13 protein-coding genes are annotated in these 13,585 nt (G+C 62.7%); 10 read left to right on the top strand and 3 right to left on the bottom strand.

Features of this window, described 5'->3' with window-relative positions:
- Window positions 1–183: 183 nt before the first annotated feature.
- From cysE to AC3G7M_RS17260, 5 genes are all read left to right on the top strand, one after another.
- Window positions 184–1,047, top strand: a complete 864-nt coding sequence (cysE, locus tag AC3G7M_RS17280) for a serine O-acetyltransferase (RefSeq protein ID WP_489213367.1) — start codon at window positions 184–186, stop codon at window positions 1,045–1,047.
- 108 nt (window positions 1,048–1,155) lie between these two features.
- Window positions 1,156–2,088 carry a cysteine synthase A gene (cysK, locus tag AC3G7M_RS17275; RefSeq protein ID WP_489213366.1) on the top strand — a complete coding sequence of 311 codons (933 nt, stop codon included), beginning with the start codon at window positions 1,156–1,158 and terminating at the stop codon, window positions 2,086–2,088.
- A 145-nt stretch (window positions 2,089–2,233) separates the two neighbouring features.
- Entirely contained in the window at window positions 2,234–3,403 is a 1,170-nt protein-coding gene (locus tag AC3G7M_RS17270; protein WP_489213365.1) for an iron-containing alcohol dehydrogenase, read from the top strand.
- Between the two features lie 52 nt (window positions 3,404–3,455).
- Window positions 3,456–4,250, top strand: a complete 795-nt coding sequence (gene attM, locus AC3G7M_RS17265; protein ID WP_489213364.1) for an AttM family quorum-quenching N-acyl homoserine lactonase — start codon at window positions 3,456–3,458, stop codon at window positions 4,248–4,250.
- 89 nt (window positions 4,251–4,339) lie between these two features.
- Window positions 4,340–5,017, top strand: coding sequence for a cysteine hydrolase family protein (locus AC3G7M_RS17260; RefSeq protein WP_489213363.1), 678 nt, complete (start codon window positions 4,340–4,342; stop codon window positions 5,015–5,017).
- Window positions 5,018–5,035: 18 nt separating this feature from the next.
- On the opposite strand, the gene AC3G7M_RS17255 is transcribed toward AC3G7M_RS17260, so the two are convergent.
- Together AC3G7M_RS17255 and AC3G7M_RS17250 are read right to left on the bottom strand one after the other, a co-directional pair.
- A complete protein-coding gene (locus tag AC3G7M_RS17255; RefSeq protein ID WP_489213362.1) occupies window positions 5,036–5,350 on the bottom strand; it encodes a response regulator in 315 nt (104 codons plus the stop codon).
- A gap of 370 nt (window positions 5,351–5,720) precedes the next feature.
- Window positions 5,721–6,959: an AGE family epimerase/isomerase gene (locus AC3G7M_RS17250; RefSeq protein WP_489213361.1), complete on the bottom strand. Its 1,239-nt coding sequence runs from the start codon at window positions 6,957–6,959 to the stop codon at window positions 5,721–5,723.
- Between the two features lie 123 nt (window positions 6,960–7,082).
- Between AC3G7M_RS17250 and AC3G7M_RS17245 the strand changes: the two genes are divergently transcribed.
- From AC3G7M_RS17245 to AC3G7M_RS17235, 3 genes are all read left to right on the top strand, one after another.
- Window positions 7,083–7,757: a DUF1345 domain-containing protein gene (locus AC3G7M_RS17245; RefSeq protein ID WP_489213360.1), complete on the top strand. Its 675-nt coding sequence runs from the start codon at window positions 7,083–7,085 to the stop codon at window positions 7,755–7,757.
- Between the two features lie 177 nt (window positions 7,758–7,934).
- Window positions 7,935–9,212 carry a porin gene (locus tag AC3G7M_RS17240; RefSeq protein WP_489213359.1) on the top strand — a complete coding sequence of 426 codons (1,278 nt, stop codon included), beginning with the start codon at window positions 7,935–7,937 and terminating at the stop codon, window positions 9,210–9,212.
- Between the two features lie 113 nt (window positions 9,213–9,325).
- Window positions 9,326–10,552 carry a GGDEF domain-containing protein gene (locus tag AC3G7M_RS17235; RefSeq protein ID WP_489213358.1) on the top strand — a complete coding sequence of 409 codons (1,227 nt, stop codon included), beginning with the start codon at window positions 9,326–9,328 and terminating at the stop codon, window positions 10,550–10,552.
- A gap of 471 nt (window positions 10,553–11,023) precedes the next feature.
- Here AC3G7M_RS17235 and AC3G7M_RS17230 read toward each other — a convergent pair whose 3' ends face one another.
- Window positions 11,024–11,503, bottom strand: a complete 480-nt coding sequence (locus AC3G7M_RS17230) for an Lrp/AsnC family transcriptional regulator (RefSeq protein ID WP_489213357.1) — start codon at window positions 11,501–11,503, stop codon at window positions 11,024–11,026.
- A gap of 248 nt (window positions 11,504–11,751) precedes the next feature.
- Between AC3G7M_RS17230 and AC3G7M_RS17225 the strand changes: the two genes are divergently transcribed.
- Together AC3G7M_RS17225 and AC3G7M_RS17220 are read left to right on the top strand one after the other, a co-directional pair.
- On the top strand, window positions 11,752–12,699 hold the full coding sequence (locus AC3G7M_RS17225) for a homocysteine S-methyltransferase family protein (RefSeq protein WP_489213356.1): 948 nt from the start codon (window positions 11,752–11,754) through the stop codon (window positions 12,697–12,699).
- Between the two features lie 49 nt (window positions 12,700–12,748).
- Entirely contained in the window at window positions 12,749–13,546 is a 798-nt protein-coding gene (locus AC3G7M_RS17220) for a transporter substrate-binding domain-containing protein (RefSeq protein ID WP_489213355.1), read from the top strand.
- Window positions 13,547–13,585: the final 39 nt, after the last annotated feature.

Here is a 13,585-nt window from a genome sequence, read left to right as displayed (position 1 = left end):
TACCATAGAAGGTGTAGCGTGACCGTTGAGCAACCGCGCCTTCAATATGGACTGTCTCAGCGCATCTGCCAGCAGGGAAGAGGCGGCATGCGCTGCCCTCACATGGCTCTCGCTTCGATTGCCGTATAAATGAGCCTTCGCGTGGCTGTCCGGTCGCGCGGATGAAGACGGAGGGAGACCGCCTTGAGTGGCTCGAAGAGCAATGGCCTGGCTGTCGTGCCCCGCACCCCGGCCGACCATCCGATTGATCCGATCTGGGAGCGTCTGCGCCGGGAAGCCGAGGATGCCTATGAAAAGGCCCCTGCCTTGGCCACGCTCTTCCTGGAATCGATCATCAACCAGCCTTCCTTCGAGGCGGCCATCTGCCACCGCGTCTCCTCGCGGCTGAAGAGCGACGTCGTCTCTCTGCCCTTGATCGTGCAGGCTTTTCATCGCGCTCTCTCGGCCGACCCCGATATCGGCCGGGCCTTCAAGGCGGATATCGTGGCCGTCTATGATCGCGATCCGGCCTGCGAGCGCCTCATCGAGCCCTTCCTCTATTTCAAGGGGTTCCACGCCATTCAGGCACAGCGGGTGACCCATTGGCTGTGGCATAATGGCGAGCGCGATTTCGCGCTGTATCTGCAAAGCCGGTCCTCGGAAGTCTTTCAGACCGATATCCATCCGGCCGCGCGCCTGGGCCGCGGCATCCTGCTGGATCATGCGACCGGGCTTGTCGTGGGTGAGACCGCCGTGATTGAGGACGACGTCTCCCTTCTGCAGAACGTGACCCTGGGGGGGACCGGCAAGCAGGCCGGAGACCGGCATCCGAAAGTGCGCCGCGGTGTCATGATCGGCGCCGGCGCCAAGGTGCTGGGCAATATCGAAATCGGTGAGAATTCGCGCATCGCCGCGGGATCGGTCGTGCTGCGTGCGGTGCCGCCCAATGCCGTGGTCGCCGGCGTGCCCGCCAAGCTGGTGCGGATGAATGCCGAAGGGCCGTCGCTGGGCGGCGTCGACGAGGTTCTGGCGAGCCTCGCCTACGATTCCTTCGACTGGACGATTTGAGAGAAGGTCCGCATCTTCCCTTTGTCGAATAAGAGAAAAATCATCTCAGTTTTGGGATGGAAGACGAGGGTGTAAGCTTGTGCGGGTATTTGCTCGGAGAAGAGTTTTATGAAAATCGCGAATGACGTGACCGCCCTGGTGGGCAATACGCCGCTGGTGGCGATCCGCCGTCTGGGCGGCGACGCGCCCGGCCGGATTGTAGCCAAGCTCGAATACTTCAATCCTGGCCATAGCGTGAAAGACCGCATCGGTGTCGCCATGATCGACGCCGCCGAGAAGGCCGGGTTGATCGGCCCCAATTCCATTATCGTCGAGCCGACCTCCGGCAATACCGGCATCGCCCTCGCCATGGTCTGCGCGGCCCGCGGCTATCGCTGCATCCTGACCATGCCCGAGACCATGAGCCGCGAACGCCGCATTCTGCTGCGCGCCTATGGCGCGGAAATCGTGCTGACGCCGGGACCGGACGGCATGGGCGGCGCCATTGCGCGTGCCGAGCAGATCGCGGCCTCGGGGCCGGAATATTTCATGCCGCAGCAGTTCAAGAATGCGGCCAATCCAGAAATCCACCGCCAGACGACGGCTGAGGAAATCTGGCGCGACACCGATGGCGAGGTCGATTTTCTGGTCTCGGGCATTGGCACCGGTGGCACCATTACTGGCACGTCCGAGGTGCTGAAGGCCCGCAAGCCCTCGTTCAAGTCCATTGCCGTCGAACCCGATTCCTCCCCCATCCTGTCAGGCGGCAAGAAGGGCCCGCATCCGCTGCAGGGTATTGGTGCCGGCTTCGTCCCGGATGTGCTCAATATCGCAGCCTATGACGAGGTCATTCGCGTCACCAATCAGGATGCCTTCGATATCGCCCGTCGCGCGGCGCGCGAAGAAGGGCTGCTGGTCGGCATCTCCTCCGGCGCGGCGCTGTGGGCGGCGATCCAGGTCGCGAAACGTCCCGAGAATGCGGGCAAGCTGATCGTGACCATCATCCCCTCCTATGGTGAGCGCTATCTCAGCACCGCGCTCTATGCCGACCTCGTCGACTGATACCGACCATGCCCGGCCGAGAGAGGTGATCTGCCGGCCGGGCTCTTGATCTGCCGCAACGCCAGAGGCTTGATACTTTCCTAACAGAGTCTTCTCCGGGACGGGGTTGCGACCCTTCCCGGATAGAGACCGACGGGAGGTAGACATGTCCGCATCCATCAATCCCTTTGAATTCCAGACCGTACCCGCGATCCTCGTCGAGTGGGATGGCGCGCGACGGTTGGGTGAGGTGCTGGCGCGGCGCTTTGCGGCGCGGCGCCTCATGCTGGTGACGGATGGCGGCGTGCGCCGGGCAGGACTGGCCGAGCCGGCGCTGGCCAGTCTGGCGGAGGCGGGTTTTGCCGTCACGGTGTTCGATGGCGTCGTCGCCGACCCGCCCGAGGCGATCGTCGATGCCTGCGTCGAACAGGCGCGCGCCGCAGGCGCCGAACTGGTGGTGGGTTTGGGCGGTGGCTCTTCGCTCGACATCGCCAAGCTCTGTGCCGTGCTGGTGGGGTCGGACCAGCCCTTGGCTGACATGTATGGCATTGGCAAAGTGACGGGATCGCGCCTGCCGCTGGTGCTGATCCCGACGACGGCGGGAACCGGCTCGGAAGTGACCAATATCGCCATCATCACCACGGGCGAGACGACCAAGATGGGCGTCGTCTCGTCGCAGCTCTACGGTGACCTCGCATTGCTCGATGCCGCGCTGACGGTGGGCCTGCCGGTCGTGCATACAGCGGCGACCGGGATCGACGCCATGGTGCATGCGATCGAAGCCTATACGAGCAAGTTCAAGAAGAACCCGCTGTCGGATGCGCTGGCGCGCGAGGCGCTGCGGCTGCTGGGCGGCAATCTGATCGCTGCCTGTCGGAATGGCAGCGACCGCGCAGCGCGCGAAGCGATGCTGCTGGGCGCGACGCTTGCCGGGCAGGCCTTTGCCAATAGTCCGGTCGCGGCCGTGCATGCGCTGGCCTATCCGCTGGGTGGGCATTATCACGTGCCGCACGGGCTCTCGAACGCGCTGATGCTGGGACCGGTGCTGCGCTTCAATATGGCCGCGGCCGCCCCGCTTTATGCCGAGCTGTCGGACGTGCTGCTGGGCGCGCGTGCCGGGCGCGATACCACCGTGCGGTCTCAGGATTTCGTCGATGAGATGGAACGGCTGATGAATGAAAGTGGCGCGCCGCGGCGACTGCGCGATGTCGGCGTCACCGACAATGCCCTGGCCCTGCTGGCGTCAGACGCCATGAAGCAGTCGCGTCTTCTGGTCAACAATCCGGTCGAAGTGACCGAGGCCGACGCGCTGGCTTTGTACCGCGAAGCCTTCTGACGCTTCGCACGCCTTCTGCCAGAGTGACACAATAAAAAACGAGGAACGCGTGATGACGGATATCCGGCTCTATATGTTTCAGTCCGGCATTCTCAAATGCAAAGTCCATAACATCAAGATGAACGAGGGCAACGGGGCGGACTATGCCATTCCCGTACCCTGGTTTTTGATCACGCATCCAAAAGGCCATATCGTCATTGACGGCGGCAATGCCGTGGAATGCGCGACCGACCCGGTCGGCTGGTGGGGCGAGGGCATAACCCAGGTCTATTGGCCGGTGATGCAGACGAGCGACGGGTGCGTCGCCAAGCTGGCTGAAATGGGGATCAAGGCAGAGGATGTGCGCTATGTTGTGCAGTCCCATTTGCATTTGGACCATACGGGTGCCATCGGCCGCTTTCCCAATGCGACGCATATCGTGCAGCGCGCGGAATATGAATACGCCTATACGCCGGACTGGTTCGCGGCCGGCGGCTATATTCGGAAGGATTTCGACCGGCCGGGACTGAAATGGGAATTTCTCAACGGTCATGAGGACGACCATTTCGACCTTTACGGCGATGGCGTTCTGAAAACGGTCTTCACGCCGGGCCACGCGCCGGGGCACCAGTCCTTTGTGGTTTCCTTGCCGAATTCCGGCAATATCCTGCTGACGATCGACGCCGCCTATACGCTGGACCATTGGAACGAAAAGTCGCTGCCCGGTTTCCTGGCCTCCACCGTCGATACCGTGCGTTCCGTCCGCAAGCTGCGCGCCCTCGCCGAACGGCTGAACGCGAAGGTCGTGACCGGGCATGACCCGGATGCCTGGCCGAGCTTCACCCAGGCGCCCGGCTTCTACGACTGACGCAGACGGCCGCCGCCCCGGGGTGGCTGGATTGCATCCCCCCGGGGCGGTCGCTAGTCTCGGCCGACCGATAGGATGGAAGGCGCGACGTGAGCCCTGTAGCCGAGACACACTCCGTCGCTGCCGAACCTTATGTATTCCCGCTGATCCCCGCCAAGACTGCGCTTGTCATCATCGACATGCAGCGTGATTTTCTGGAGCCCGGCGGCTTCGGCGAAGCCCTGGGCAATGATGTCGGCCTGTTGCGGACCGCGATTGCGCCGACCGCCGCCGTTTTGGCTGCCGCGCGCAGGGCCGGCATGGTGGTGGTCCATACGCGGGAGGGGCATCGCCCTGATCTCTCCGATCTTTCGCCCGCGAAGCATCGCCGCGGCAATTTCCCCACCAAGATCGGCGATGCGGGGCCGATGGGCCGCATCCTGGTGCGCGGCGAGGCGGGGCATGACATCATCGCTGAACTGGCGCCTATCGCCGGTGAGCCGATCGTCGACAAGCCGGGCAAGGGCGCGTTTTTCGCGACCGATCTGGAAGCCATCCTGCGCGGACGGGGCATCGACAGGCTGATTGTCGCGGGCGTGACCACCGAGGTCTGCGTCCATACCACGGTGCGGGAAGCCAATGACCGCGGCTTTGACTGTCTGGTTCTGTCAGACTGTACCGGCTCGTATTTCCCAGAATTTCATGCCGCCGCCTTGGCCATGATCCGCGCTCAGGGCGGGATCTTCGGCTGGGTCGCGCCGTCTGACGCTGTGCTCGCGGTGCTGTGAGGCAGGCCTAGGACCGGTTCAGGGCAGCAGGTTGCGGATCGCCTCGACCAGCCGGCTCGGCTTATAGGGCTTGACCAGCGTCACGACATTGTCGCCGCTGACATGGGCGCGCGCCAGCGCATCGGGACGACCTGTCGTGTAGATAATCGGCACGCTCGGATAGCGCGCACGCACCGACTGGGCCAGGGCGATGCCATCGGTCTGGCCCGGCATATGGATGTCCGTCACCAGCACGTCGAAATTCGGCGTAGTGGGGGACAGTTCGGCCATAGCCTCATCGCCCGTTTCATAGGATTTCACATCGAAGCCCGCTTCGACCAGTTCTTCGGCCATGATCGTCCGAATAAGCCATTCATCTTCGACGAGGAGGATACACATTATTTCCCGGCCGATCCGATTGCCAAGCACAAGTTGAGACGAAGGCCGGTGAGGTTCCACAGCCTGCGTTAGTGTCTTGTCATTCGAGCCAAAGCAAGCGGTTTGAGCATTGACTTAGGGCAATTTTCCGCGAGCTTGGGGCTGCGGCCGGGGACCTTTAGCCGGCCGCAGCCATGGGCGTGAGTGCAAGCGCCGACCGGGCCGTGCCATGGCATTCAATCAGGCGGGGCGCCTGAACATTTCTAAAACGATATCGTCACGATTTGATAATATTTTGCCATGAAAAGCGCTGCTGGCAGGACAGCGCTTTTCCTGCAGCCGCAGATCAGCCCAGGCGGCGCACCATCTCTCCCAGACTGCCTTCTGCCGGGTAGAGGGGAATCAGAAAGCTTTGCAGCAAGTGGTAGATATCGGGTTTGCCGGTGAAGAAACGTGGGCGCGGCGTCAGGCTGTCATCCAGTTCTGGATGCCAGCCGCCATGCACCGGGTCTGCGACGTGCTGTGCTGTCCAATCCCAGATGCGGCGGTACCAGGATTCATAAAAGTCGTCGCCGCTGATCTGCCCGAGGAAGGCGGCGGCGGCCGAGCCCTCGCAGCAGGGCCACCAGAGGCGATCCCGGATCAGCGGCGCATTGGCGTAGTCCAACGTATAGTAGAAGCCGCCGCTGGATGGGTCCCAGCCATCACTCACCGCCCGATGGAACAGACCTGCCGCCGCTTCCGGCATCCAGCCGGTCTGGCGGTCGCCGAGAATATGCAGCTGCGCGATCAGTCGCGACCATTCCAGCGCGTGGCCCGGCGTGGTGCCCTGAGGGCGAAACATATCGGAGCCGCGATAGGTGAAATCGGGGCGCCAGGCGCTGTCGAAATGCTCGATCACATGCCAGTCATGGCTGCGGGCGAGGCGGTTGATGATCAGATCGGCGATGCTCTCGGCCTTCATCAGATAATCGCGTGTGCCGGTCGCCTCGAAGGCAGCCATCAGAGCTTCGGTCAGGTGCATATTGGCATTCTGCCCGCGATAGGCACTGATCGGGCTCCAATCGGCCGCGAATTCCTCGGCCGTCGCACCGTGGGCGCTTTCCCAGAAGCGTGTGTTCAGGACCGCGGTGACATCGGCCAGGATGGCGTCGGCCTCAGGAAAACCCGCCATTTTTGCGGTGCTCGCAGCGAGCAGGACGAAAGCATGGCCATAGGCCTGCTTGCTGTCATCCGCACCGGGACCGGCCTGCCAGCAATAGCCGCCATGGACGGTATCGCGGTGCAAATCCCACAGTGCCGCCAGCCCGTGCCGCACCAGGCTGTCCGCCCCCGGCCAGCCCATCATATGGGCGATCGCAAAGCAGTGGGTGACGCGGGTCGTCGTCACCAATTCGCGGATCGGCGTCTCCCGCCGGGGCTGCCCGGCGATGTCGAGATCAAAAAAGCCGCCCGTTGGATCGATGGAGGTGAATTCAAACTGGCGCAGAAGCGCGTCCGCCTGGGCCTGCAGCCAGCGGCGATGCGTGGGCCGCCCGGTCCAGCCGGGTAGCGGTGCGGGGGAGAGGCCTTGGGACGGCGACATTCTGAATTTCCCGGATCGTTATCGGCTTGCAGTCGCAGAGACTGCGATCTCGCGCAAGCCGGGCTTGCGCTGGCCGCGGCAGGGGACACTTATGACCGTGATTCCGACCAGCCGCAGGACATTATGCAGCGTCTCCCGCTTTTCCTCACAAGTCGCATTCAGCTTATTGTCGCGGTGCTGGCCGGGCTTGTGGCGGCCTTCCTTCTGCCGGGCGTGGCCATCAAAACCCGGGCGGGCGGCGACGGGCAGTTTATTCTGGGCTGGGATGTGGGCGCGCTGGTGCTGATTGTTCTCTGGGTCATCACCATGATTCGCACATCGCCGATCGACATGCCTGCGCGCGCCAAGGCGCAGGAGAGCGGCGAATGGACGGTCTTTGCCATATCGCTGGCCGCGATCGTCGCCAGCGTCTTCGTGGTCGTCATCGAATTCAAGAATATCAGCAGCCTGAAAGGCGAGACCAAGGCCTACCATCTGGGTCTGGTCATCCTCACGCTGCTGCTGTCCTGGCTGACCATGCAGCTCATCTTCGCGCTGCGCTATGCGCACGAATTCTACTCCTATTCGGACGGCAGCGAGGCTATGGACGGCGGTCTCGATTTTCCACACGAACCGGAGCCGGACTATTTCGACTTTGTCTATTTTGCAATGGTTCTGGGCATGACGTTCCAGGTATCGGATGTCGACATTACCGCGCGGAAAATCCGGCGGCTGGCGACATTGCATGGATTTGTCGGCTTTACCTTCAATACCGTCATCCTGGCACTGACGGTCAATATTGCGGCTGGCTTGCTGTAGACGAGACATGATCGCAGACTGCAATAAGCTCTGCGTCCCAAGCCGGTGTCCCGAGCAGAGGCTTCTCTTGTGGTATTAGCGACACTGAGCTTTAAAGCCTGCCCGCCTATCCTGGGTCCTGCGGCCGCCACTCAGCGCGCCATGCGCAGCCTGACAGAGGCGTAAAAGGAGAGGACTATGCGTGGCTTATGGCTCGGCAGCTTGGCTGCCGTCATCCTGACCGCTGGGCTTGGGCGCGTGGCGCCAGCCTGGGCGCAGGCCACGCCGGTCACCGATCTTGCCCCCGGTCAGGCGGTCGTGCGTCTGAATGGACGGGTGAACTGGTACGCCGGAGTTGAGGCATCCTCTTTGGACAATGTCGCGGGAACGAAGACCGCGACCACAAGCTTTCTCGGCTATCTGCGCCTTTATCCAAACCTGAGCGGTGTTGCGGCCAATGGTCTGCACTACGGTGCCGCTGCCGAAATCCGCACCAATAGCGGGTCGTCGGCCGGCGCAGAGACGCTGTATGTCTTCCAGGCCTACGGCTATCTCGGTCTGCCGAAACTGGGCCAGATCAGTTTCGGTCAGCAGAACGGGCCCTCGGTTCTGACCGAGACCGGATTCTTTGAAGGCTTCAACGACGGCGGCTGGAATGGCGATATCGAGGGGATGATCCCGTCGTCGGCGCAGCCGGTCTATCCCTTCCCGGACAGCGGCTCGGCCTATGACCAGGCGAGCAACAAGATCGTCTATCTGTCGCCGGCGCTGTCAGGCTTCCAATTCGCCGTGGGCTTCACGCCGAACCAGACGGCTGCGAATTATGCCCCGGCGGTGACGTCCTCGGCCACCCCGATTGCGGGCGGCATGCCGCACAATATGATCGATGTTGGTGGTCAGTATACCAATACGATCGGTCCTGTCGGCCTCCAGGTCGGCGCCGATTACACGACCGCCGGCCAGGTTGCGAATACCGGCAATAGCGCGGGCGTCACCGGCTACAAGAATATGAGCATCTTTACCGGCGGTGCGACGGCCACCATTGGCGGCCTGACCGTCGGCGGCAATGCGGTGGCCGGTGCCTTCAACATGGCCGACGGCTTCACCTTCCAGCTGGAGCCCGATGGCGGCAGCAAGGCGATTGGCTGGATGGCGGGCGCGCAATATACGGTGGGCCCGGTCGTGGTCGGTGCCAGCTTCTACCGTTTCAACCAGACCGGCGATCTGCCGGGCGGCATCGACTCCGGCTCGGGTGCCACCATCACCTCCTCCGGGCTCACCACCGGCCAGCAGCAGAATAACGGTCTCGCCGCCGGCGTGACTTATACGCTGGTGCCCGGGGTTAACCTGTTCGCGGATTATCTGTACGGTACGCGCCAGCAGGGTGGCTATGACTTTGCAACCGGCGCTGCCGGCACCGAGCATAATGACCTCCAGTCGCAGCTTTTTGGATTGGGAACGCAGATTCAGTGGTAGCAGCCCTGCCGATTGCTTGATCGGACGAGCCCGACAAGCCAAAGGGCGATACTATGATCATCACTGACCTTGCGAGTCTGCGCTCGATGGCCTGCCGGGGCGATGGCTAGCCAATGGTGCTGGACCCCGTCACAATCCTCGTCACGCATCTCCTGATCATTCTGCTGGTAAGCGTGAGCTACCTGGTGGCCTGGACACAATCACGGCGGGAGGAGCCGCTGCTGTGGATGTTTGGTGCCACGGTAAACGTTGGCATCGGCATTGCTGCCCGCTTCGTCCTGGCCGAGCCGCTGTCGCTTGTTCTCAGCAATGGGCTGATCGAAAGTGGCGCCGTCTGTCTGTGGTTTGCCTGCCGGCGATTGCGGGCCGCGCAGGTTTGGCCGGCGGTGCTGCCCGTGCCTCTGCTGCTGTGGTGTTCGCTGCCGGCCGTGCCCCTGCTGGGTGGGCTGGGTCCGCGGATCGTCATCGCCAATGTCGTTTTGGGCGGGTTCTTTCTGCTGGCCGCCCGCGAGATTTGGATTTTTGCGCGGGCCTATACGTTTCTGCGATTCTATATGGCCGGTCTTCTGGTGGCGCAGGCTGGCGTCTATGGCACTTGGGCGATGATCAATCTTGTCGACCCGCCGGGTCCGCGCGCCGATCTGCTCACGCTGCGCGGTCTTGCAGAGACCGATCTCGTCTCACTCGTCACGACCCTGCTGCTGGCGATCGGCTTTATCGTGCTGGTGCGGGAACAGACCTTACGTCGCTATCGGCAGGCCGCATTGCTGGATGCGGTGACCGGCATCGAGAATCGCCGCGCCTTCGATGACAGCTTGCCCGTGCTGATGGCCGAGGCTTATCGCCGGCGCCGGACGCTGGCTGTCATCATGATGGATGTCGATCATTTCAAATCCTACAATGACCTCTACGGTCATCCGCAGGGGGATGCGTGTCTGCGCCGGATCGCGCAGGCGCTTGAGGCCGCGATGCAGGCGGCCATGACGCCGCCCGGCGAGTCGGTCTATCGCTATGGCGGAGAAGAGTTCGTCGCCCTGGCCAGCGGGCTTGATCTGACAGCGGCCCAGAGCCTTGCCGAAGGTCTGCGTCGTGCAGTGCGGGATTTGCGCCTGCCGCATCAGGCGCAGCCTGACGGCATTGTGACCATCAGCATGGGCGTGGCGGTGGCGGAGCCTGCGCTGGACGGCGCCGCGCAGCCCGCACCGGCGGCAGTGCTGACCGCAGCCGATGAAGCGCTGTACCAGGCCAAGCGCAGTGGCCGTGACCGCATCGTAATCGTAAGCGCCGGGCAGAGTTTGGCTGTTTCGCCGCGAGACCGCATGGCCCCCGGCCTCAGCTAGCGCCTTGTCCGGGGTCAATCCCGACCTCAGGACGCCGGGTGCCCCATCATCGCCGCGGTGTTGTGTCAGGAGAGAGGCATTGCGTGACACAGTGTTGCTGTGACGCATTGCGGGGTTGAACCAATCGATTTTCACCTCACATACCATCCCAGCTGATGAACGCAGAATTCACACTGGTTCTCAGGATTTTATGGGAGAAGAAGTATGAAGTTTATTGCGCAAAATCTTCGGTGGTTGCTGATGGTTCTTGGTGTTGCGGGCGCGGGAGCTATATCAGTCTCTGCGGCTCAGGCCGATTACTATCATGACCATCATCATTACCATCATCGTCACTATTACCAGGACCATGCTCATCCGCATGGCTACTACCGTTACTATTGATCCCGACGCGGGATTGACGGAAAGGGGCACCGCAAGGTGCCCCTTTTTTTGTGCCTGGCATGCGCGGGCGACGGTCGATAGAAGGCGACTTCAGTCCGTCGTTTCAACCGGCACGGCGAGGCCGAGTTTGAGGATGTTCAGCACGACATTGGTATTCATACGCCGGACCTGGGGGTTATGCGCCATGATGCGCGCCGAGACAGCGTCGAATGCCTCCACATCCTCGGCGACGATGATGAGGATGACGTCGACGAGGCCGGTCACGTAATAGGCCTGCTGGATTTCCGTCTGCTTGTCCGCCCAGGCGCGGAAGCGGGCGAGGGCGACGTAGTTTTCGCGCTCGATCTCAAGCCCGACCAGGAAGGTCATCAGCTTTCCGGTCGCCTTGCGGTCCACGACCGCGATCTCCGCTGTGATGATCTTGTCCTGCCGCAGGCGCTTGATGCGCCGCTGCACAGCCGAGGTTGATAGTCCGACCTTTTCGGCGATCAGTTCCGCCTTCATCTGGCAGTCTTCCTGCATGATCGTGAGGATCTTGCGGTCGAAGGAATCCAGCGGTTCGGACATCATCTCTCCGTTGGCAAGGGGTCAGGGGCGGTGGCCGCCTGCAGGGCAATCGGCAGGCGGCAGCCATAGCATGATCGTGAGGTCGGGGGAGTGGCCAGACCGCAATGGCCGATGAAAAATGGTGCTTTATCGAGATATTTTCGCGTCATAGCGCGACGCAGGGGTATTTATGAGCGCATTTCCGAAAAATTTGCGGATTTCATGCAGCCTGTCGCCTGTAGCGTTCCCGGCCGTTCGAGGGATTGAGTAGCATGATTATTCTGGATGGCGGCATGAGCCGCGAATTGCAGCGGATCGGAGCCCCGTTCCGCCAGCCCGAGTGGTCCGCCCTCGCCCTGATTGAAACGCCCGCCCTGGTCGAGCAGGTGCACCGCGAATTCGCGAGCGCCGGCGCCGATGTGATCACCACCAACAGCTACGCGCTGGTGCCCTTTCATATCGGGGAAGAGCGCTTCCGTACCGAGGCACCGATGCTGGCCGCACGCGCCGCCCAGGTCGCGCGGCAGGCGGCGGATGCGGTCAATGCGGCGCAGCCGGGCCGTGCAGTACGTGTGGCAGGCTCTCTGCCGCCCATCTTCGGCTCCTACCGGCCGGATCTGTTCGATGCCACGCGCGCGCAGGACTATCTCTCCGTTCTCGTCACCGGCCTTCGCGCCGGTGTCGATCTCTGGCTGGGTGAAACGCTCTCCAGCATCGCCGAGGCTCAGGCTGTGATGCAGGCTGTGGCCGGCGACAGCCGCCCGGTTTGGATGTCCTTCACCCTGGAAGACGGACCCGAGGTGCCAGGCACCGAACCCCATGCGGCGCAGCCGCGTCTGCGTTCCGGCGAGACGGTGCGTGACGCGGCAGACTGGGCGGCGCAGGCCGGTATCGCCACGCTGCTGTTCAATTGCAGCCGGCCGGAGGTGATGGCGCCGGCGGTGCGCGTCGCCGCGGCGGTCTTCGCCGAGCACGGCGTGCAAATCCCGATCGGCGTCTATGCTAATGCTTTCGAGGCGCATGACGACGAGAAGGCGAACGAGACGATCGCCGACATCCGCCACGATCTGGACAGCGCCCGCTACGGTGACTGGGCCGATCAGTGGGTCGCGGCCGGCGCTTCCATCATCGGCGGCTGTTGTGGCATCGGCGTGCGCCATATCCACGCCCTGTCCCAGCGTCTGCGCGCGGAGCCGGTGCCGGCGCCCACCGCCGCCTGATGCGGTCTCACCCTTAGTCTTCCACTTTTTGCAACAGGACCAATCATCCATGAAACGCTTCCTGCGTCTGCTGCTGACGGCGGCACCGCTCTTTGGCTTTGCGAGCCTTTCGGCCACGATCGCGGCGCCGGCGCATGCCGATACCATCACCGTCGGGCTGGATGACGAGTCCTACCCGCCCTTCTATTCCAAGGGGTCGGACGGCAAGTGGGTCGGCTGGGAGCTTGATCTGCTGCATGCGGTCTGCGCGGAGATGAAGACCGAATGCAAGACCAAGGAAATCGCCTGGGATGGGCTTATCCCGTCGCTGCAACAGAAGCAGATCGACATGATCTGGGCGTCCATGACCATCAACGGCGAGCGCCGCAAGGTCATCGACTTCACGACGATGTACTACAATTCGCCGATCGTCATGATCGGTCCCAAGGATGACACAACGCCGGTCGATTGCGGCAATCTTGCCAGCTTCAAGGGCAAGGTCATCGGCGTGCAGCCGGGCACGATTTTCTCGGCCTATCTGAAATCGGCCCCGCCCTCGGTCCAGGTGAAGACCTATGACACCGAGGACAATGTGCTGGCTGACCTCGCCAATGGCCGCATCGACTATGCGCAGGAAGGCATCAGCACCTTCGCGGTCTTCCTGGCCAAGAACCCGGACTTCGTCGTCAAGACCACCTGCCCCGGCAATGACATTCTGGGCTATGGCGTCGGCGGCGGCCTGCGCAAGGGCGATACGGCGTTGCGCGATAAGGTTTCTGCGGCGATCATCGCGGTTGTTAAGGATGGCACCTGGGATTCGATCACGGCGAAATACCCGGTGCTTAAGGGCGCGATCATCAAACCCTGAGACGCGTCCAAGCCACGGCCGCGAGACGGCGACGGATGA

The sequence above is a fragment of the Acidisoma sibiricum genome, from assembly GCF_057837225.1.
The sequence above is the reverse complement of the archived record's forward strand: the minus strand, read 5'-3'. Positions and strand labels throughout refer to the sequence as shown.